The sequence below is a fragment of the Actinomycetospora sp. NBRC 106378 genome (assembly GCF_030269685.1).
Classification (GTDB): domain Bacteria; phylum Actinomycetota; class Actinomycetes; order Mycobacteriales; family Pseudonocardiaceae; genus Actinomycetospora.
Window position 1 is genome coordinate 37,168 of the sequence record NZ_BSTT01000003.1, and the last position, 19,158, is coordinate 56,325.

General features: G+C 74.2%; 16 protein-coding genes. 11 read left to right on the forward strand and 5 right to left on the reverse strand.

All coding sequences use genetic code 11. The features are described 5' to 3' along the window. Window positions 1–17 precede the first annotated feature (17 nt). Together QSK00_RS08610 and QSK00_RS08615 are read left to right on the forward strand one after the other, a co-directional pair. Window positions 18–1,508: a flavin-containing monooxygenase gene (locus QSK00_RS08610; protein WP_285589618.1), complete on the forward strand. Its 1,491-nt coding sequence runs from the start codon at window positions 18–20 to the stop codon at window positions 1,506–1,508. Next, window positions 1,505–2,356, forward strand: a complete 852-nt coding sequence (locus QSK00_RS08615) for an NAD(P)-dependent oxidoreductase (RefSeq protein WP_285589619.1) — start codon at window positions 1,505–1,507, stop codon at window positions 2,354–2,356. Before QSK00_RS08610 ends, QSK00_RS08615 begins: the two co-directional genes overlap by 4 nt. Here the strand turns inward: QSK00_RS08615 and QSK00_RS08620 are convergent. Together QSK00_RS08620 and QSK00_RS08625 are read right to left on the reverse strand one after the other, a co-directional pair. Beyond that, window positions 2,353–3,339 (reverse strand): GNAT family N-acetyltransferase, encoded by a 987-nt coding sequence (locus QSK00_RS08620; RefSeq protein WP_285589622.1) that lies wholly within the window; start codon window positions 3,337–3,339, stop codon window positions 2,353–2,355. The genes QSK00_RS08615 and QSK00_RS08620 overlap by 4 nt on opposite strands. Continuing rightward, complete coding sequence (locus QSK00_RS08625) at window positions 3,339–4,133, reverse strand: class I SAM-dependent methyltransferase (protein ID WP_285589623.1); 795 nt, start codon at window positions 4,131–4,133, stop codon at window positions 3,339–3,341. The genes QSK00_RS08620 and QSK00_RS08625 overlap by 1 nt, the downstream gene beginning before the upstream one ends. Window positions 4,134–4,394: 261 nt before the next feature. Here QSK00_RS08625 and rpsA point away from each other — a divergent pair, with 261 nt between their 5' ends. Further along, window positions 4,395–5,918, forward strand: coding sequence for a 30S ribosomal protein S1 (gene rpsA / locus QSK00_RS08630; RefSeq protein ID WP_285589625.1), 1,524 nt, complete (start codon window positions 4,395–4,397; stop codon window positions 5,916–5,918). Window positions 5,919–6,241: 323 nt separating this feature from the next. Next, complete coding sequence (gene coaE / locus QSK00_RS08635) at window positions 6,242–7,207, forward strand: dephospho-CoA kinase (RefSeq protein WP_285589626.1); 966 nt, start codon at window positions 6,242–6,244, stop codon at window positions 7,205–7,207. A 10-nt stretch (window positions 7,208–7,217) separates the two neighbouring features. Here coaE and QSK00_RS08640 read toward each other — a convergent pair whose 3' ends face one another. Next, the gene (locus tag QSK00_RS08640; protein WP_285589628.1) at window positions 7,218–7,730 is read right to left on the reverse strand and encodes a ribonuclease FAU-1 family protein; all 513 of its coding nucleotides are present in this window, start codon (window positions 7,728–7,730) and stop codon (window positions 7,218–7,220) included. Window positions 7,731–7,830: 100 nt separating this feature from the next. Between QSK00_RS08640 and QSK00_RS08645 the strand changes: the two genes are divergently transcribed. Next, the gene (locus QSK00_RS08645) at window positions 7,831–8,934 is read left to right on the forward strand and encodes a DUF5685 family protein (RefSeq protein ID WP_352231108.1); all 1,104 of its coding nucleotides are present in this window, start codon (window positions 7,831–7,833) and stop codon (window positions 8,932–8,934) included. Between the two features lie 67 nt (window positions 8,935–9,001). Beyond that, a complete protein-coding gene (gene uvrB / locus QSK00_RS08650) occupies window positions 9,002–11,233 on the forward strand; it encodes an excinuclease ABC subunit UvrB (protein WP_285589632.1) in 2,232 nt (743 codons plus the stop codon). A gap of 23 nt (window positions 11,234–11,256) precedes the next feature. Here the strand turns inward: uvrB and QSK00_RS08655 are convergent, their stop codons facing one another. Both QSK00_RS08655 and QSK00_RS08660 read right to left on the reverse strand, forming a co-directional pair. Then, complete coding sequence (locus tag QSK00_RS08655; protein ID WP_285589633.1) at window positions 11,257–11,910, reverse strand: UdgX family uracil-DNA binding protein; 654 nt, start codon at window positions 11,908–11,910, stop codon at window positions 11,257–11,259. A 251-nt stretch (window positions 11,911–12,161) separates the two neighbouring features. Then, window positions 12,162–12,638, reverse strand: coding sequence for a GNAT family N-acetyltransferase (locus tag QSK00_RS08660; protein WP_285589634.1), 477 nt, complete (start codon window positions 12,636–12,638; stop codon window positions 12,162–12,164). Between the two features lie 97 nt (window positions 12,639–12,735). On the opposite strand from QSK00_RS08660, the gene QSK00_RS08665 reads away from it, so the two are divergent. The 5 genes from QSK00_RS08665 to QSK00_RS08685 all read left to right on the forward strand — a co-directional run bounded on the left by QSK00_RS08665 (window position 12,736) and on the right by QSK00_RS08685 (window position 19,157). Further along, entirely contained in the window at window positions 12,736–13,977 is a 1,242-nt protein-coding gene (locus QSK00_RS08665; protein WP_285589636.1) for a helix-turn-helix domain-containing protein, read from the forward strand. A gap of 49 nt (window positions 13,978–14,026) precedes the next feature. Beyond that, window positions 14,027–15,082: a 2,3-butanediol dehydrogenase gene (locus QSK00_RS08670; protein ID WP_285589640.1), complete on the forward strand. Its 1,056-nt coding sequence runs from the start codon at window positions 14,027–14,029 to the stop codon at window positions 15,080–15,082. A gap of 305 nt (window positions 15,083–15,387) precedes the next feature. Then, entirely contained in the window at window positions 15,388–15,699 is a 312-nt protein-coding gene (locus QSK00_RS08675) for a hypothetical protein (protein ID WP_285589642.1), read from the forward strand. A 228-nt stretch (window positions 15,700–15,927) separates the two neighbouring features. Beyond that, window positions 15,928–17,424, forward strand: a complete 1,497-nt coding sequence (locus QSK00_RS08680) for an ABC transporter transmembrane domain-containing protein (protein ID WP_285589643.1) — start codon at window positions 15,928–15,930, stop codon at window positions 17,422–17,424. Further along, window positions 17,421–19,157, forward strand: a complete 1,737-nt coding sequence (locus QSK00_RS08685) for an ABC transporter ATP-binding protein (protein WP_285589645.1) — start codon at window positions 17,421–17,423, stop codon at window positions 19,155–19,157. Before QSK00_RS08680 ends, QSK00_RS08685 begins: the two co-directional genes overlap by 4 nt. Window position 19,158 lies beyond the last annotated feature (1 nt).

Below are 19,158 nucleotides of genomic sequence, written 5' to 3' on the forward strand. Positions count from 1 at the left end.
ACGGTAGGGTGGTACGTATGAGTACCGCGGACGGGGCCGTCCCCGAGCACCTGGATGTCGTCATCGTCGGCGCGGGCCTGTCCGGGATCGGCACGGCCTGCCACCTGAGCACCGAGCACCCGCAGCGCTCCTACGCCGTCCTCGAGGCGCGCGAGGACCTGGGCGGCACGTGGAGCCTGTTCCGGTACCCGGGCATCCGGTCGGACTCCGACATGCACACCCTCGGCTTCAGGTTCCGTCCGTGGCCCGACTCGGTCGCGCTCGCCGACGGTCCGTCGATCCTGCAGTACGTCCGCGACACCGCCGCGGAGTACGGGGTCGACCGGCACATCCGCTACGGCCGGCGGGTCACCGCCGCCGCCTGGTCGAGCGCCGAGCAGCGCTGGGACCTGACGGTCTCGGGCGCGGCCGGCGAGGAGCACCTGACCTGCTCGTTCCTGCTGTGGTGCTCCGGCTACTACCGCTACGACCAGGGCTACACCCCCGACTTCCCGGCCATCGAGCACTTCGGCGGCACGGTCGTCCACCCGCAGCTGTGGGATCCGGAGCTCGACTACGCGGACAAGAAGGTCGTCGTCATCGGCTCCGGGGCCACCGCCGTGACGCTGGTGCCCGCGATGACCCAGGGCGAGGGGCGCGCCGCCCACGTCACGCAGCTGCAGCGCACGCCGAGCTACGTGCTCGCGATCGGACGCACCGACCCGATCGCCGAGACGCTGTCGCGCTGGCTGCCGGCGAGGATCGCCGACCCGATCGTCCGCGCCAAGAACATCGCGCAGCTCACGGCGCTCTACCAGATCTCCCAGCGCTTCCCCGGGTTCATGAAGGGTGTCCTGCGCAAGCAGGCGGTCGCCCAGCTGCCCGAGGGCTACGAGGTCGACACCCACTTCAACCCGCCGTACAACCCGTGGGACCAGCGCATGTGCATGGTCCCCAACGGCGACCTGTTCAAGGCGATCAAGCGCGGCGACGCCGACATCGTCACCGACCGGATCGACACCTTCACCGAGCACGGCATCCGGCTGGCCTCCGGCCAGGAGCTCGAGGCCGACATCGTGATCACCGCGACCGGCCTGAACCTGCAGCTGTTCGGTGGCGCCACGCTCACCGTCGACGACGAGCCGGTCCGGCTGCCCGACACCATGGCCTACAAGGGCATGATGCTCTCCGGCGTGCCGAACCTCGTGTTCATGATCGGCTACACGAACGCCTCCTGGACGCTCAAGGTCGACCTCGTCGCCGAGTACTTCTGCCGGCTGCTGCGGTGGATGGACGCGCACGGCCAGGCCGTGGCCACCCCGGAGCGCGACCCCGCCGTCGAGGAGCGCCCGCTGCTCGACTTCGAGGCCGGCTACGTGCAGCGCTCCATCCACGAGCTGCCCCGCGGCGGCGACCGCAAGCCCTGGACCCTGGCGATGAACTACGCCATCGACGCGGTCGCCCTCCGACGCGGCGACCTGAAGGAGGGCATGCGCTTCGAGCCGGAGCGCGCCACGATCCCCGCGTGACGACGGTCGGGATCCACGCACCGGGCGCGATGGGCACGGCCCTCGCCCGGTGCCTGCAGGCGGGCGGCCACGAGGTCCGGACGACGGCCGCGGGCCGCTCGCCCGCCACGGCGCGGCGGCTCGCCGACGCCGAGGTGCCCGACGCCGGGTCGCTCGACGCGGTGGTCGCCGACGCCGCGGTGCTGGTCAGCGTCGTGCCGCCCGGGCAGGCGCGGGAGGCCGCCGCTGAGATCGCGGCGGCCTGTGGGCGGACCGCGGCGCGCCCGCTCCTGGTGGAGGCGAACGCCGTCGCGCCGGACACCGTCGCGGCCATCGCGGCGGACCTGCCGACCGACCTGGTCGACGCGGCGATCTCGGGGCCGCCGCCCTCGCCCGACGCGGCGTCGCCGACCAGGATCTTCCTGGCGGGGGAGCGTGTCGACGAGGTCGCCGCGCTCGCGGTCCCGGGCGTGACGTGGGTCGACCTCGGGGCGACGCCCGGCGCGGCCAGCGCCGCCAAGATGTGCACCGCGTCCGTGCGCAAGGGCTTCACCGGGCTGCTGGCCCAGGCGCTCGTGACCGCCGAGCACCACGGCGTCCTCGACGCGGTCCTCGCCGACCTGCGCCTGGACTTCCCGACGGCGGGGGCGCGCGCGGCCGCCGTCGCGGCCACCAAGGCGTGGCGGTTCGTCGACGAGATGACCGCCATCGCCGACACCCAGGCGGGCGCCGGCCTGACCCGCTCGCTGTTCGACGGCGTCGCCGAGGTCTACCGCGACCTGGCCACCAGCGCGTACGGGGACCGGCGGCCGGAGGACGTCCCGGATGCACCCGACGTCGGGAAGCTCCGACCGGGGAGCGGGCCCTAGGCGGACCGCAGGCCGCCGGCCGGCCGGACCTCCCACAGCGTCCACAGCGGGCGGTAGCCGACGCGGGGCCAGAAGACCGAGGAGAGCGGGTTCGGCGGGTTGTAGTAGAGGTAGGTGCCCCGGCCCGGGAGGCCCGACTCCGTCGCCTCGAGTTCCGGCAGGGCCGCGGCGGCGAGCCGGTGGCCGACGCCGCTGCCGCGCTCCGCGGAGGTCACCGACGCGCAGTTCACGTACCCCCACGCGCCGTGCGGCAGGAGCCCGGCGAGCCACGTCCCGGGCGCCGACTCGGTCCGACCGCACTCCATCATCCCGACGGCCCGGTCGCCCCGCAGGGCGATCCAGGTGGGTTCCCCGCGGGTGAGCCGGTCGCGGATCGCGGTGCGCTTCACCGCCTCGGCGTCGGCCCGCACGATCGAGCCGCCGACCTGGCTGGAGTAGGCGAGCTCCTCCAGGGCGAGGCGCACGCAGGCGTCCAGGTCGTCCGGGGTGGCCCGGCGGACGTCCACCGCGGGGTCGGGCGGCGGGGCGGGCAGGGGACCGGGCGGGCGCACCGCGAGGACGGCGAGCGGGACCAGGCCGTGGTCGAGGAACACGCGGGTGGCCACGACGTCACGGCTCGGCCAGGTCACGGTGGCCGCGGAGTCCGGCTCCCGCAGCACGGCGGACAGCAGGCGGCCCCGCCAGGCCTCGACCAGGGCGTGCAGCGGCGCGTGGCCCGCGGCGCCGACCACGGGGTGCAGCTCGGAGACCTGGGCGGCCGACCACAGCAGCGGCCCGCTGCCCGCGGGCCAGGTGTGGTGGGTGACGACGCCGGCGACGCGGTGGGGCGGCGTCCCGACCACGACGATGTCGCCCGGCGGCGGAGCGACGGCCTCCGGGAGCCGCGCGTCGAGGGCGGCGAACCGGCGACGCTGCACCTCGAGGAGCTCCGCGAGGACCGTGGCGGGGGAGTCCGGCGCCGTCCTCGCCGCGTGGCGGGGCATCAGGCCGGCAACCGGCAGCGGAAGATCGCGGTGCCGGGGAAGAGCGCTCCCCGCAGCGGCGACCACTGCCCCCACACCTCGGTCAGCCCCGCGGGCCACTCCGGCTCCACGAGGCCCTCGAGCACGAAGCCCGCGCCCACGATCTCGGCGATCCGGTCGCCGAGGGTCCGGTGGTGCTCGACGTAGGTCGCCCGGCCGTCGTCGTCGAACTCGGCGTAGCCGATGCGGTCGAAGTAGGAGTGGGCGACGGTCAGACCGTCCGGGCCGGGGTCGTCGGGGAAGATCCACCGCAGCGGGTGGTTCACGGCGAACACCCACCGGCCGCCCGGGCGCAGCACCCGCGCCACCTCGCGCATGAGTGCCGCGGTGTCGGCCACGAACGGGACGGCCCCGAAGGCCGAGCAGGCGAGGTCGAACCCGTCGTCGGGAAAGGGCAGCCAGGAGGCGTCGGCCTGGACCAGCGGCACGTCGGTGCCGGAGCGCCGGGAGGCGGCACGGGCCTCGCGCAGCATGCCCATCGAGAGATCGACGCCCACCGCGTCGGCGCCGCGGTCGACCAGCCACCGCGAGCAGGAGGCCGCCCCGCACCCGATCTCGAGGACCGTCGCCCCGGCGAGGGACCGGGTCGGGCCGAGCAGCTGCGCGTCGGCCTCCCGGAGACGCTCCGGGCACCAGACGAAGTCGGCGTCGCCGAGGAAGGCGCCGTGCTCGGCCTGGTAGTCCGCGGCGTCGGCGTCCCACCAGGCGCGGGAGGCCGCGACGGACTCCGCGTCCCCCACGGCGCCGTCGCTCATGCGCCGCATCCTGGCACGCCATCCGGACACGCCCGACACGCCGGGCGGCCCGCGTGCGGTGACCCGTTTGCCGGTCCGTCGCCCGAGTGGATACGATGGTGTTCCACGTCAGTGGTCTCGCCTGCGTCCGGTCGGCTCCGGTGGGCAGCGATCCCCTCGGTCCCCGCAGGTCCGATTCGAGCGTCAGGACGACGTCCGCCCTCGTGGGTCACGAACACGTCCACCCGACCGAGACCTGCCCATTCCGGAGCCATCCACCGTATGTCCATCGACACCCACACCGCCCCGAGCCACAGCAGCCCCCAGGTTGCTGTCAACGACATCGGGTCGGCAGAGGACTTCCTCGCTGCCATCGACGAGACGATCAAGTACTTCAACGATGGCGACATCGTCGAGGGCACCATCGTCAAGGTCGACCGCGACGAGGTCCTTCTCGACATCGGCTACAAGACCGAGGGCGTCATCCCCTCGCGTGAGCTGTCCATCAAGCACGATGTCGACCCCAACGAGGTCGTCGCCGTCGGCGACGAGGTCGAAGCCCTCGTCCTCCAGAAGGAGGACAAGGAGGGCCGGCTGATCCTGTCCAAGAAGCGCGCGCAGTACGAGCGCGCCTGGGGCACGATCGAGCAGCTCAAGGACAACGACGAGCCGGTCAAGGGCACCGTCATCGAGGTCGTCAAGGGTGGTCTCATCCTCGACATCGGCCTCCGTGGCTTCCTCCCCGCCTCGCTGGTCGAGATGCGTCGCGTCCGCGACCTCCAGCCGTACGTCGGCAAGGAGATCGAGGCCAAGATCATCGAGCTGGACAAGAACCGCAACAACGTGGTCCTGTCCCGCCGCGCCTGGCTGGAGCAGACCCAGTCCGCCGTGCGGAGCGAGTTCCTCAACCAGCTGGCGAAGGGGCAGATCCGCAAGGGTCAGGTCTCCTCCATCGTCAACTTCGGTGCGTTCGTCGACCTCGGCGGCGTCGACGGTCTGGTCCACGTCTCCGAGCTGTCCTGGAAGCACATCGACCACCCCTCCGAGGTCGTCGAGGTCGGCCAGGAGGTCACGGTCGAGGTCCTCGACGTCGACCTGGACCGCGAGCGGGTCTCGCTGTCGCTCAAGGCGACGCAGGAGGACCCGTGGCGCCAGTTCGCCCGGACCCACCAGATCGGCCAGATCGTGCCCGGCAAGGTCACGAAGCTCGTGCCGTTCGGTGCGTTCGTGCGCGTCGACGAGGGCATCGAGGGCCTGGTCCACATCTCGGAGCTGGCCGAGCGCCACGTCGAGGTGCCGGAGCAGGTCGTCCAGGTCGGCAACGACGTCATGGTCAAGGTCATCGACATCGACCTCGACCGTCGCCGCATCTCGCTCTCGCTGAAGCAGGCGAACGAGGGCATGACGCCGGAGACCGAGTTCGACCCGGCGCTCTACGGCATGGGCGCCGAGTACGACGACGCCGGCAACTACATCTACCCGGAGGGCTTCGACCCCGACTCCGGGGAGTGGCGCGAGGGCTTCGAGTCCCAGCGCGAGGAGTGGGAGCGCCAGTACCAGGCGGCGTACGCCCGCTACCAGCAGCACATCGCGCAGCTGCAGCGCACCGCGGAGCAGGAGGCGGAGGCCGCCGAGGCGGCCCCGGCCAACTACTCCTCGGGCGGGCCCAGCGACGACGCCGACGAGTCGGCCGAGCCCCGCGACGACGACGACCCGGGCCAGGGCCCGCCGTCGCAGTCCGGTGCCGGTTCGCTGGCCAGCGACGCCCAGCTCGCCGCGCTGCGTGAGAAGCTCTCGGGCAACTGATCGCCTGACAGCGTCAGACGGGCCCTCACTCCTCCGGGAGTGGGGGCCCGTCGTCGTGTCGGGGGTGCTCCCGGGCGGTCACTCCGGTATCTTTCGTCCCGCCAGTCACATGAGTCCCAGGGGGTTCCGGATGTTCTCGTGGCGTCGTCGGCCGGGTCGGCACCGTCTCGGAACCACCGGTCTGACCTGGGCCCGCGAGCACGGGTCCGTGGCGGTCGCGCTCGAGGTGCCCGCCGTGGCCCGGCGCGGGCTGTTCGAGACCTTCTTCGCGACGGCGAGGCACTCGGCTCTCGCGTGATCGTCGGCTCGGGCAGACTGCGCGTGTGCTGCGCGTGGGACTGACCGGAGGCATCGGGGCGGGCAAGTCGACGGTGGCGTCGGAGCTGGCGTCGCTGGGAGCCGTGGTCGTGGACTCCGACAAGATCGCCCGCGAGGTGGTCGAGCCGGGCACCGACGGTCTGGCCGCGGTGGTCGAGGCGTTCGGTTCCGACGTGCTCGACGCCGACGGGGCGCTCGACCGGCCGGCCCTGGGCCGCATCGTGTTCAACGACGACGAGGCGCGCCGGCGGCTCAACGGCATCCTGCACCCGCTCATCGGCGCCCGGACCGGCGAGCTCGTCGCGGCCGCGCCCGCCGACGCGGTGCTGGTGCACGACGTGCCCCTCCTCGTGGAGAACGGCATGGGGGCGGCGTTCGCGCTCGTCGTCGTGGTGGATGCCCCCGAGGACGTCCGCGTGGAGCGGCTCGAGCGGACCCGGGGCATGACCGAGGACGACGCGCGGTCGCGGATCCGGGCGCAGGCGACGACCGAGGCGCGGCGGGCGGCCGCCGACGTGTGGATCGACAACGTGGGCTCCGAGGACGAGGTGCGCGCCGGGGTCCGGGAGCTGTGGAAGGACCGGCTGGTGCCCTTCGAGGCCGCCGTGCGGGCAGGGACGGCGACGCCGTGGCCGGAGGAGGTCGTCCCGGCCGACCCGACGTGGCCCGACCAGGCCCGCCGCCTGGCCGCGCGGCTCGTGCTCGCGGGCGGCGACCGGGTGGACCGGGTGGAGCACGTCGGCCCGACGGCGGTGTCCGGGACGTCCGCGCCGGACGTGATCGACCTGCTGGTGCTCAGCGCGGCCACTCCCGACGAGCTCGCGAACCCCTTCGGGCGCATCGGGTTCCCGACGGCGGGCGACGGCCGCTTCGGCGGCGCCGACCCGGCGCGACCGGCGCGGGTGACGGTGGCCCCGGAGGCGGCGGAGGTGGCTCGCGGGTTGCTGTCCGCGCGGGACGAGGCCCGGTGATCCGGTCGTTCTAGCGCCAGGGCCAGTCGAGGACGACGCCCCGGGTCGCCAGCCACGCGTCGAGGTCGTGGCCGTGCTCGGCGATCCCCACGTGGGTGGTCGACGCGGTGGTGAGCGCGCGTTCCGCGGCCTCCGGGGCGAGGACGCCCGCGGCGACGGCCTCCACGTACTCGTCGACGTCGAGGAGCTCGGTGCGCTCGCCCGTGTGGACCACGAGATCGAGGTAGAAGTCGGTGGTCGTCCAGGTGTCGCCGTCGCGGACCACGTCGGCGATGTCGACGTAGAAGTCCTGCCGGCGCTCGTGCCCGGGCTTGAAGGTGAAGTCGGTGACCCGGATCCCGAGGTCGGGCAGGAGCCACGAGCGCATGTGCGTCAGTGTCGGGTGGTCGGGCATGGGGCGGGCGAGGTAGAGCCCGAACGGCTCGGTGCGGTACAGGTCGACGGCCCGGACGAACCCCTTCGGGTCGGTGTTCGTGCCCGCGGCGACGGCGAACGTCTCGACCTTCGGAGGATGCAGGGCCACGTCGCGGGACCCTAACGACGACGGGTCCTGCCCGACGGTCGCGCCGGGTCGGTAGTCCCTCGAACGGACGCTGGCGGCCACGGAGCGCCACCATGATCCTGTGCCGGTGTTCGGCTTCCTCCGTCCGTGTCGGCACCACCTGGCCCCGGAGCTGCACGCCCTCTGGTCCTCGCACCTCTGCGGCCTCTGCCTGGCGTTGCGCGACGGGGCGGGCCAGCAGGCGCGGGTGACCACCCACGTCGACGCGCTGGTCGTGTCGGTGCTCGGCGAGGCCCAGGGCGTCGTCGGGACCCGGCGGGCCGGCCCGTGCCCGCTGCGGGGGATGCGGCCGGCGACGGTCGTGACCGGTGACGGTGCGCGGCTGGCCGCCTCGACCGCGCTGCTGCTCGCGGCCGACCGGGTGGTCGACCACGTCGAGGACCGCGACGGCCCGTTCGCCTCCCGGCCGGCCGCCGCGGTCGGCGGTCGCGTGGCGGCGCGATGGGCACGGGCGGGGACGGTGGTGGCCGCCGAGGTGGGGTTCGACGCGACGACGCTGCTGGCGGTGCCGCCCCGGCAGCGGGAGGTGGAGGCGCGCGCGGGGGCGCCGCTGTCCGGGGTGACCGCGCCGACGGAGGCGGCGGTGGGTGCGGCGCTCGCGCACACCGCGGTGCTCGCCGGGCGGCCCGGGAACGTGGCGCCCCTCGACGAGGCGGGGCGCCTGCTCGGCCGGCTCGCGCACCTGCTCGACGCGGTGGCTGACCTCGAGGAGGACACCGCGCGCGGTCGGTGGAACCCGCTGGTCGCGACGGGATCGAGCCGGGGCACGGCGCTCGACCGCTGCCGCGACGCCGTCGGAGGGATCCGGGCGGCGCTGGCGGGGGCGTCGTTCGAGCCGGGGGCGGCCCGCCGGCTCACGCACGCCCTGCTGGTGCACGAGACCGGGCGGGCGGTGGAGCGGGTGGCCGACCCGCGGGATCCTCCGCAGGCACCGTCGGGACCGGAGCGGCGAGGTCCGTTCGGCGGCTGCGCCGCGGCGGTCGGGCTGTGCTGCACCGGCCAGCTGTGCTGTGCCGACGAGTTCGTCGGACCGTGGTCGGGGCAGCCGCGACAGAACCCGTGCGCGCTGTGCCCGGACTGCGTCGACTGCTCGGAGTGCTCCTGTGACTGCTGCTCCGCGTGTGGCGACTGCGGCGACTGCTGCTCGTGCGACTGCGGGTCCTGATCCGGCCCTGACCTGCTCCTGACCTGGGCGGATCGTGACTGTCGGGGGGTCGGGTTAGCCTCGTGTCATGGCGTTCGCTACCGAGGTCCCCGGGGCCGCGCGTGACCAGCACGAGCACGAGACGGGCACGCTGCTCGACAATCCCGAGGGCCTGCCCGACGACGCCCTCGCCGAGTCGGAGTTCCGGCCGATCGGCGAGATCGAGCGGACCGGCGCGCCGTTCCAGGTCATCAGTCCCTACCAGCCCGCGGGCGACCAGCCGGCCGCGATCGACGAGCTGGAGCGCCGGGTCCGGGCGGGGGAGCACGACATCGTGCTGCTCGGCGCCACCGGTACCGGCAAGTCGGCGACCACGGCGTGGCTGATCGAGCGGGTGCAGCGTCCGACGCTCGTGATGGCGCCGAACAAGACGCTGGCCGCCCAGCTGGCGAACGAGCTCCGGGAGCTCCTGCCGAACAACTCGGTCGAGTACTTCGTCTCGTACTACGACTACTACCAGCCCGAGGCGTACATCGCGCAGACCGACACCTACATCGAGAAGGACTCCTCGATCAACGAGGACGTCGAGCGGCTGCGCCACTCGGCCACCTCGAACCTGCTGCTGCGCCGCGATACCGTGGTGGTCGCGTCGGTGTCGTGCATCTACGGCCTCGGCACCCCGCAGTCCTACCTCGACCGGTCGGTGAAGCTGGAGGTCGGCGAGGAGATCGACCGCGACACCCTGCTCCGGGCGCTGGTCGACGTGCAGTACACGCGCAACGACATGGCCTTCGCCCGCGGCACCTTCCGGGTGCGCGGCGACACCGTGGAGATCATCCCCGCCTACGAGGAACTGGCGATCCGCATCGAGTTCTTCGGCGACGAGGTCGAGGCGCTCTACTACCTCAACCCGCTCACGGGCGACGTCGTGAACCAGGTCGAGGACGTGCGCATCTTCCCGGCCACGCACTACGTCGCCGGGCCGGAGCGCATGGAACGGGCCATCAAGGCCATCGAGCAGGAGCTCGAGCAGCGGCTCGCCGAGCTGGAGAACCAGGGCAAGCTGCTCGAGGCCCAGCGGCTGCGCATGCGCACGAGCTACGACATCGAGATGATGCGCCAGGTCGGGTTCTGCTCGGGGATCGAGAACTACTCGCGCCACATCGACGGCCGCGGCCCGGGCACCGCCCCCGCGACGCTGATCGACTACTTCCCGAACGACTTCCTGCTGGTCATCGACGAGTCGCACGTGACGGTCCCGCAGATCGGCGGCATGTACGAGGGCGACATGTCGCGCAAGCGCAACCTCGTCGAGTACGGGTTCCGCCTGCCGAGCGCGACCGACAACCGGCCGCTGACCTGGGAGGAGTTCGCCGACCGCATCGGGCAGACGGTGTACCTCTCGGCCACCCCGGGCGACTACGAGATGCGCCAGGCCGGCGGCGAGTTCGTCGAGCAGGTCATCCGCCCGACGGGTCTGGTCGACCCCGAGGTCATCGTCAAGCCCACGAAGGGCCAGATCGACGACCTGGTGGGGGAGATCCGGGCACGGGTCGACAAGGACGAGCGCACGCTGGTCACCACGCTGACCAAGAAGATGGCGGAGGACCTCACCGACTACCTGCTCGAGCTCGGGATCAAGGTGCGCTACCTGCACTCCGAGGTCGACACCCTGCGCCGGGTCGAGCTGCTGCGCCAGCTCCGGGCGGGGGAGTACGACGTGCTGGTCGGCATCAACCTGCTCCGCGAGGGCCTCGACCTGCCCGAGGTCTCGCTGGTCGCCATCCTCGACGCCGACAAGGAGGGCTTCCTGCGCAGCGAGCGGTCGCTCATCCAGACGATCGGTCGTGCGGCCCGCAACGTCTCCGGCCAGGTGCACATGTACGCCGACAAGGTCACCGAGTCGATGCAGTACGCGATCGACGAGACCGCGCGCCGCCGCGAGAAGCAGATCGCCTACAACACCGAGCGGGGCGTCGACCCGCAGCCGCTGCGCAAGAACATCGCCGACATCCTCGACCGCGTCTACCGCGAGGCCGAGGACACCGAGGTGGAGATCGGTGGCTCCGGCCGCAACGCCTCACGTGGCCGGCGCGCCGCGGGCGAGGCCGGCGGCACGCGCGGACACTCCGGGGTGGTGGAGCACCGCGACACCAGCGGGATGGCGCGCGCCGAGCTCGCCGACCTGATCCAGCAGCTGACCGACCAGATGATGAGCGCCGCGCGCGACCTGCAGTTCGAGCTGGCCGGCCGCCTGCGCGACGAGATCGCCGACCTCAAGAAGGAGATGCGGGGGATGGACGCGGCCGGGGTGAAGTAGGCCCGGTGAAGGAGGCCCGGGGCCTATGCCAGGAGGGCCGCAGCGACCCGGAGGTCGGCGACGAAGCCGGCGCGCATCTCGTCCCCGTCCTGGCCGCGCGCGGGGTCGGCGCGCAGGATGGCCGACGGGTGGATCGTCGGCACCAGCGTGGTGCCCTCCCACTCGCGGGCCTCGCCGCGCTCGCTCGTGATGCGGAACGACGAGCCGAGCAACGCCTTCCCGGCGGTCGCGCCGAGCGTGACCACCACGTGAGGGCGGACCAGCGCGAGCTCGCCGTCCAGCCACGGGCGGCACGCCCGGACGTGGCCGACCTTCGGCGTCTGGTGGATGCGCCGGTTGCCCTGACGGCGGAACGAGAAGTGCTTCACCGCGTTGGTCACGTACGCGTCCTCGCGGGCGATCCCCGCCTCGACCAGGGCCTCGTCGAGGAGCTTCCCGGCCGGCCCCACGAACGGCGAGAGCTGCCGGTCCTCCTGGTCGCCGGGCTGCTCGCCCACGAACATCAGGCGCGCCGTCGTCGGGCCGGTGCCGAACACCGTGCCGGTCGTGCCCTCGTACAGCTCGCAGGCGGTGCAGCCCGCCGCGCGCTCGCGCAGGTCGTCGAGGGTGGGCGCCTCGGACACGGCGACGGCCGGCGTCGGGGACTCCTGCTCGGTGGGGAACAGCGGTTCGGTCACCGGCCGGGGGTGCCCACCGGTGTGCGGGAGAACCCGCCGCTTCGCCGCGAGGGTCACGTGAGGCATCCGGACGGGGCTCGGGTGCTGCCTCATGTGCATCTCGCGCGGCCGGGGTGTGGCGAGGCCCGGCTCGGTCGGCCCCGTCCCGCCGCGAGGGTCACGTGAGGCATCCGGACTGGTCCCGGGTCCTGCCTCATGTGCATCTCGCGAAGCGACGCGAGGCGCGCCACCGGGGGAGCGCCGGCCTCCGCTCAGCCGAGGCGCCGAGCCATGATCAACGACGAACGCAACGTCCCGTCGGCGCGCAGGTAGTGCCGGTCGCGCAGGCCCTCCACCACGAAGCCCGTCGCGGCGTACAGCGCGATGGCCCGGGCGTTGTCCGGCCACACCTCGAGGTCGACCTTGTGCGCCCCGCCGGCCCGGGCGAACGCCAGAGCCGCCTCGACCAGGGCACGCCCACCGCCCCGCCCGCGGCCCGCCGCGACGATCGCCATGCCGAGCCCGAACACCCCTCGGGTGCGCGGGGTGAGCGACAGGTAGCCCTGCACCACGCCGCCGTCCTCGAGCACCCAGGCCGCGCCGTCGCCCGCGAGCAGGTCCCGGAACCCCGCCGCGCGCGTGGCGACGTCCACGGGCGGCTGCGCCCCGAGGGTGTCCTCCGGCGCGACGACGGCGATCACCCCGGCCATCGCCGCCGCGTCCTGGTCGACCGCCCGCCGCACGTCCACGGCGCGAGCCTGCCCCAGACGCCCCGGAGCCGCCGTCGGGAACCTGTCTCCGGGGTCACAGGCCGGGTTATGCTGCGCGCCACAGGAGGTGCACGTGGTGGACGACGGCGTCTGCGCGGTGACGCGGAGTACCGACCTCCGGCAGCACGCGCGTCTGCTGCACCAGGCCCACGACGCCCGGCTCTCCGGCGGCCGCGTGACGACGGGTCTGCGCCGGGTCGTCTCCCGGTCCTGGGACCGCATGCTCGCGCTCGGGGTCACCCCCGACGTGCGGTCGCTGCCCGACCCGGCCGCCCCGGAGATCGTGGAGCGCCGGCGGGCGGAGTCGCCGATCGCCGGGGTCCTGCCGCAACTGCGGGCGAGCCTCACGGCGGTGGCCGAGGACGCCGAGCACATCATGGTCGTCACCGCCGCGGACGGGTTCGTGCTGTGGCGCGAGGGGGCGACGCGGGTCGCCCGGCTCGCCGAGGGGCTCGGGTTCTCCCCGGGTGCGGACTGGACCGAGGCGTCCGTCGGCACCAACGCCATCGGCACGGCGCTCGCCGAGCACGCCTCGGTCCAGCTGTTCTCCGCGGAGCACTTCGCCCGGGCCCAGCACCCGTGGACGTGCACGGCGAGCCCGATCCACGACCCGCGGACGGGGGAGCTGCTCGGCGTCGTCGACCTCTCCGGTCCGGCGCCGACGGTGCACCCGACCACCGTCGCCCTCGTGCACACCGCGGTGCGGCTCGCCGAGTCCGGGCTGTGGGCCCAGCACGAGCAGCGGCTGGACTCGCTGCGGGCGGTCGCCGCGCCGCTCCTGGCCCGGCGGAGCGGCCCCGCGCTCGTCGTGGACGACCACGGCTGGGTCGCCGGCGCCACCGGACTGTCCCCGCGCGACCGGGTCGGGGCGCCCCGGGCGGGGGAGGTCATGCTCGTGCACGGCCTCGGCCCGTGCCTGCCCGAACCGGTCCCCGGCGGCTGGCTGCTGCACCCGGTGGGCGGCGAGGGGACGACCCGCCTGCGGCTCGACCTCGCGGCGGACCCGCCGGTCGCCGTGGTGGAGGGCCGCGAGACGTGGCGGCACACCCTCTCGCGGCGCCACCTGCAGATCCTCGCGCTGCTGATGCAGGCCGGGTCGGCCGGACTCGACGCCGCCGCCCTGAGCCGGGCGCTCTACGACGACGCCGACCACCTCGTCACCGTGCGGGCCGAGCTCTCGCGGCTGCGGCGCGTGCTGGGCAACCTCGTGGTCGCCCGGCCCTACCGGATCGCGCCGGGCGTCGGGATCGAGGTCCCCGCGCCCGACGTCATGACCGGTCTGTTCGGTCCTGCAACACGACTGCAACGGTATCCGTGACGGCGGTCACCCCCGTGGGATGAGGTCACCCCACCGAGGAGGACCGCTCATGAAGGCAGCCCGGTTCCACGGACGCGGTGACGTCCGCGTCGAGGACATCCCCGAGCCGCACCCGGCCCCCGGTCAGGTGCAGGTCGCGGTCGAGTGGTGCGGCATCTGCGGCACCGACCTGCACGAGTACCTCGACGGCCCGATCTTCGCGCCGACCGACGCCGCCCCCCATCCCCTGACCGGCGGCGCCGTGCCGATCACCCTCGGGCACGAGTTCTCCGGCGTGATCGCCGAGGTCGGCGAGGGCGTGACCGGGCTGTCCGAGGGCGACCGCGTCGTCGTCGAGCCGTACGACGTCTGCGGGACGTGCGTGGCCTGCCGGGACGGGCGCTACAACATCTGCCGCCAGCTCGGGTTCATCGGCCTCGACGGCGACCAGGGCGGGTTCGCCGAGCGGATGGTCGTCGACGCCCGCTGGGCGCATCGCATCGACGGGCTGACCGCCGAGCAGGGCGCCCTCGTCGAGCCGCTCGCCGTCGGCTACCACGCGGCGAAGCTGTCCGGCCTGCAGCAGGGCGGGACGGCGGCCGTGTTCGGCTCCGGTCCCATCGGGCTCGTGACGGCGGCCGCGCTGCGCGCCACCGGCGCGGGGCAGGTCATCGTCGTGGAGCCGGCCGAGGCCCGGAAGGCCAAGGCCCCGGGGGCGGGCGCGGACCACGTCCTCGACCCGACCGAGGTCGACGTCCCGGAGACGATCCGCGAACTCACGGGCGGACGCGGCGCCGACGTGACCTTCGAGTGCGCCGGGATCGACCAGGTGCTCGCGAGCGCCGTGGCGTCGACCAGGCCGGGCGGCACCTGCGTCAACGTGTCGATCTGGGGCCACCCGGCCACGTTCGACGTCAACTCGCTGGTGTTCTCCGAGATCACCCTCGTCGGCTCGCTGGCCTACGCGAACCGGCACGAGGAGGTCATCGAGCTGATCCGCAGCGGCACCGTCGACGTCGAGCAGTTCATCACCGGCCGGATCGCGCTCGAGGACATCGTCGACCGGGGCTTCCGCGAGCTCATCGACCACAAGGAGTCCAACGTCAAGATCCTGGTGCACCCGTGAGCGCGCCGGAACGAACGACGCGTTCGTGGCTTCCGGCTGCACGAACGAGTCGTTCGTTCCGGCAGGAGAGGCCCGGGCCGGCCGCTTCGCGCCACGCCGGGGGCCCAGCGGTTGCGCCCCCGGGTGGCGTGAGTAACATCGTCGTCATGATCGCGCGGGCAGAGGTAGTACCCCAGCGCGTCGGGTGAGCCAGGCTCCCGGCGCGCAGACCACGGCGCGCCGCCGTGAGCACCCGTGGACGACCTCCCCGAGACCTGGCTCGGATTCCAGTCAGCGGATCCCAGCACGTCCCAGGAGCCTTCGTCATGACCACGCTCGAGCCCGCCCGCATCCCCGCCGCCACCATCGAGCGCGCCGTCAACGGTCCGGGTCGCCGCGCCTCGCGCCTGCCGCGCCCGTTCACCATGGTCACCACCGGTGGGATGCCCGGGGTCATGTCCCTCGCGTCCAGCCTGTGCGAGCTGGGCTACCGGATCCCGGACTTCGCCGTGGACGTCCACGAGGGCGTCTCCTGCACGAGCATCACCTGCACGGTCGCGCTGACCACCGACGAGTGCGACGCCTTCGCCGACACCGTCCGGGGCCTGCCCGGCGTCGAGTCGGTCCAGCAGTACTGACGTCCGCCGGCCGCGAAACGGGGTCGCGCCCCGACCGGTCGGCGTCCTAGCGTCGGCGCGATGCGCCCCGACACTTGACTCTCCACCCGACCGGCCGACCGCCGTCCCTACCCTGCACCGCCCCTCCGGCTCGACGACCCGCCGACGGCGACCGGCCTGCTGTGTGCCCTCCTGCGTGCCCGCCCCGGACTGGTCGCCGCGACCGTCGTCGTCGGCACCCTCTGGCTCGTGCCCGGCGCCCTCGTCCCGCTGGTCGCCGGGGACACCGTCGACACCGGCATCGCGGGCGGGGACACCGGCGCCCTCCTGGGGGGCGTCGCCCTCGTCGTCGCCCTCGGCCTCGCGCAGATGGCGGCCGGTGCGGCGCTGGACTTCCTGTCCCACGGCATGTGGCTGCACGCCGCGTCGAGCACCCAGCGCCGCCTGACCTCCCACGTGCTCGGCCTCGGCGCCTCGCTGACGCCCCAGGTGAGCAGCGGCGACGTCACCGCCGTGACCACCTCGGACCTCAACAAGATCGGCAATCTGTTCGACACCGCCGGGCGGTTCGTCGGGTCCGTCGTGGCGTTCGGCGTCGTCGGGGTGGGCCTGCTCGGACGCTCGCCGCTCCTCGGTGCCGTGGCCCTGGTCGGCGTGCCCCTCGCCGTCGTCGGGATCGGCCCCCTGCTGCGTCCGCTGCAGCGTCGTCGCGACGCCCAGCGCACCGAGCTCGCGGCGGTGAACGCCCTCGCCGCGGACATCGTCGCCGGGCTGCGCATCCTGCGCGGCGTCGGTGGGGAGAGCCGGTTCGCGGCCCGCTTCGGCGCGGCCACCACCCGCGTCCGCGCGGCCGGCCTCGACGTCGCGCGCAGCACCGCGTCGCTCGCCGCGGCGGAGGTGCTGCTGCCCGGCCTCGTCCTCGTGGCCATCACGTGGCTCGGGGCGCGGCTCGCGGTCGAGGGGACGATCAGCCCGGGGGAGCTCGTCGCCGTCTACGGGGCGTCCGCGTTCCTCGTCGTCCCCGTCACGACGGCGACGGAGGCGGCCGCGGCGCTCGCCGCCGCCCGGGCCGGCGCGAAGAAGGTGGCGCGTCTGCTCGCCCTGCGCCCGCTGCTCGACGACCCGGGGGAGCGGGGCACGCCGTTGCCGCCCGGCGCGCTCGGGGTCGGTGACCCGACGACCGGCCTGACGGTGCACCCGGGCGAGCTCGTCGTCGTGGACGCGGGGGCGGGGGCCTCCGCCGTCGCCGCGCGGCTCGCCCGGTTCGACGACGGCGGCACCGTCGCCGACTGCGCCGCCGACACGGTCGCCCTCGCCGAGCTGCGCCGGCGCGTGGTCCACGCGGGCCCGGAGGACCTCTGGTTCTCCGGCCCGCTGCGCGCCGAGCTCGAACCGCGGGGCGCGCTCACGGTCGACGAGGCGCTCGACGCCGCGGCCGCGACCGAGATCCTCGACGGGTTCCCCGACGGGCTCGACGAGGTCCTCGGCGAGCGCGGCCGGGAGGTCTCGGGCGGGCAGCGGCAGCGGCTCGCCCTGGCCCGGGTGCTGCTCACCGACGCCGACGTCCTCGTCCTCGAGGAGCCCACCTCGGCGGTGGACGCCCACACCGAGGCCTGGATCGCGGCGCGGGTCGCCGCGCGCCGCCGGGGCCGCACCACGGTCGTCCTCGCCCAGACCGCGCCCTGGCGCCACGTGGCCGACCGCACCGTCGACCTCACCCGAACCCTCGAGGGGAGCACCCCATGACCGCCGTCCTCGGCTACGCGTCCTCCCGGGAGGCCCTCACCTGGGCCGTCTCGGTGCTGCGGGCCCGCCGCGGGCGCTTCCTGACGACGACGGCGCTCTTCCTGACGGCGTCGGCCGCGGGCCTGGTCGGCCCGCAGCTGCTCGGGATGATCGTCGACGAGGTCGCCTCGGGGACCCGGTCGACCGTCCGCATCGATGTCCTCGCCGGCGTCTTCCTGGGGGCACTGTTGCTCACCGCCTGGCTGCGCCGCGCGGCCCGGTGGCGAGCCGGCGCCCTGGGGGAGGACCTGCTCGCGGCGAACCGCACGCAGCTCGTCGACCGGGCGCTGGCCCTGCCGCTGGGACAGGTCGAGGCGGTCGGGACGGGGGCCCTGCTCTCCCGCGCCACCACCGACCTCGACCGGGTCGACTCCGCGCTGCGGCAGGGACTGCCCGAGGTCGTCACGGCGGCGGTGACGGTGGTGCTGACGATCGTCGCGATGGTCGTCACGTCCCCGCTGCTCGCCCTCGCCCTGCTCGTCGGGGTGCCGACGATCGTGTTCCCCACCCGGTGGCTCTGGCGCCGCCTCCCCGACGCCCAGCGCCGGATGCTCGACGCCTGGGCGCTGCTGGCCGCGCGCGCCCACGAGTCGACGGCGGGAGCCCGGACGCTCGACGCGCTCGGTCGCGTCCCGAGCCGCCGCCGCGGCGACCACGCGGCGCTGGACGGCGGCGTCGACTCCGAGCGCGACCTCCGGGACCTGTACGTGCGCTGGACGCCGTGGCTGGAGATCTCCCATGTCCTCCCACTCGCGGCGGTGCTGCTGCTCGGCGGCTGGGCCCACGGCCAGGGGCTGGTCTCCCTGGGCACGGTGACGACGATGGTCGTCTACACCCAGGCGGTGGCGACACCGCTCGAGACCGCGCTGTGGTGGGTCGAGGACCTCATGGTGGCGGCCACCGCGCTGCGCCGGGTCCTCGGCGTGCGGGTGCCGTCGCGACCGGCCCGGCGTGCGGTGGGGCCGCAGACCGACGCCGGCCTGGAGGTCGACGGCGTGCGCTTCGCCTACCGCAGCGGGCGCCCGGTGCTGCGCGGGATCGACCTGCGGGTGCCCCGCGGCGAGCGCTGGGCGCTGGTCGGCGGGTCCGGGGCCGGCAAGTCGACGCTGGCACGCCTGATCGCCGGGGTCTCGGTTCCCGACGGCGGGTCGGTGCGGGTGGGCGGCCGCGAGGTCACCTCCCTCGACGACGACACCTTGCGCTCGGAGGTCCTGCTGCTGACCCAGGAGCACCACGTCTTCACGGGCACGGTGCGGGACAACCTCTTGCTGCCCGCCGGTGCGTTCACCGACGACGACCTGCGCGCCGCCCTCGACGTGGTCGGGCTCGGGCCGTGGCTCGCCGGTCTGTCGGAGGGTCTCGACACCGCCGTCGGGGCGGGCGCCCGGACGGTGCCCGCCACCGTGGCGCAGCGGCTCGCGCTGGCCCGGGTGGTGCTCGCCGACCCCGGCACCGTCGTCCTCGATGAGGCCACCTCCCTGCTGGACACCGCGTCGGCGCAGCGGACCGAGCGTGCGCTCGACCGGGTCCTCGCCGGCCGCACGGTCGTCGCGATCGCGCACCGGTTGCACACCGCCGCCGCCGCGGACCGGGTGGCGGTGATGGCCGACGGGCGGATCGTCGAGCAGGGTCCGCCCGCCGAGCTGCTCGCCGCGGGTGGCGAGTACGCCCGGCTGGTGGCGGCGGCCTCCTGAG

Bases quoted from the DNA above. Each gene is read 5' to 3' on its own strand.
- QSK00_RS08610 (WP_285589618.1), top strand. From the start codon at position 18: ATGAGTACCGCGGACGGGGCCGTCCCCGAGCACCTGGATGTCGTCATC.
- QSK00_RS08620 (WP_285589622.1), bottom strand. From the start codon at position 3,339: ATGCCCCGCCACGCGGCGAGGACGGCGCCGGACTCCCCCGCCACGGTC.
- QSK00_RS08625 (WP_285589623.1), bottom strand. From the start codon at position 4,133: ATGAGCGACGGCGCCGTGGGGGACGCGGAGTCCGTCGCGGCCTCCCGC.
- rpsA (WP_285589625.1), top strand. From the start codon at position 4,395: ATGTCCATCGACACCCACACCGCCCCGAGCCACAGCAGCCCCCAGGTT.
- uvrB (WP_285589632.1), top strand. From the start codon at position 9,002: ATGGCGTTCGCTACCGAGGTCCCCGGGGCCGCGCGTGACCAGCACGAG.
- QSK00_RS08670 (WP_285589640.1), top strand. From the start codon at position 14,027: ATGAAGGCAGCCCGGTTCCACGGACGCGGTGACGTCCGCGTCGAGGAC.
- QSK00_RS08675 (WP_285589642.1), top strand. From the start codon at position 15,388: ATGACCACGCTCGAGCCCGCCCGCATCCCCGCCGCCACCATCGAGCGC.
- QSK00_RS08685 (WP_285589645.1), top strand. From the start codon at position 17,421: ATGACCGCCGTCCTCGGCTACGCGTCCTCCCGGGAGGCCCTCACCTGG.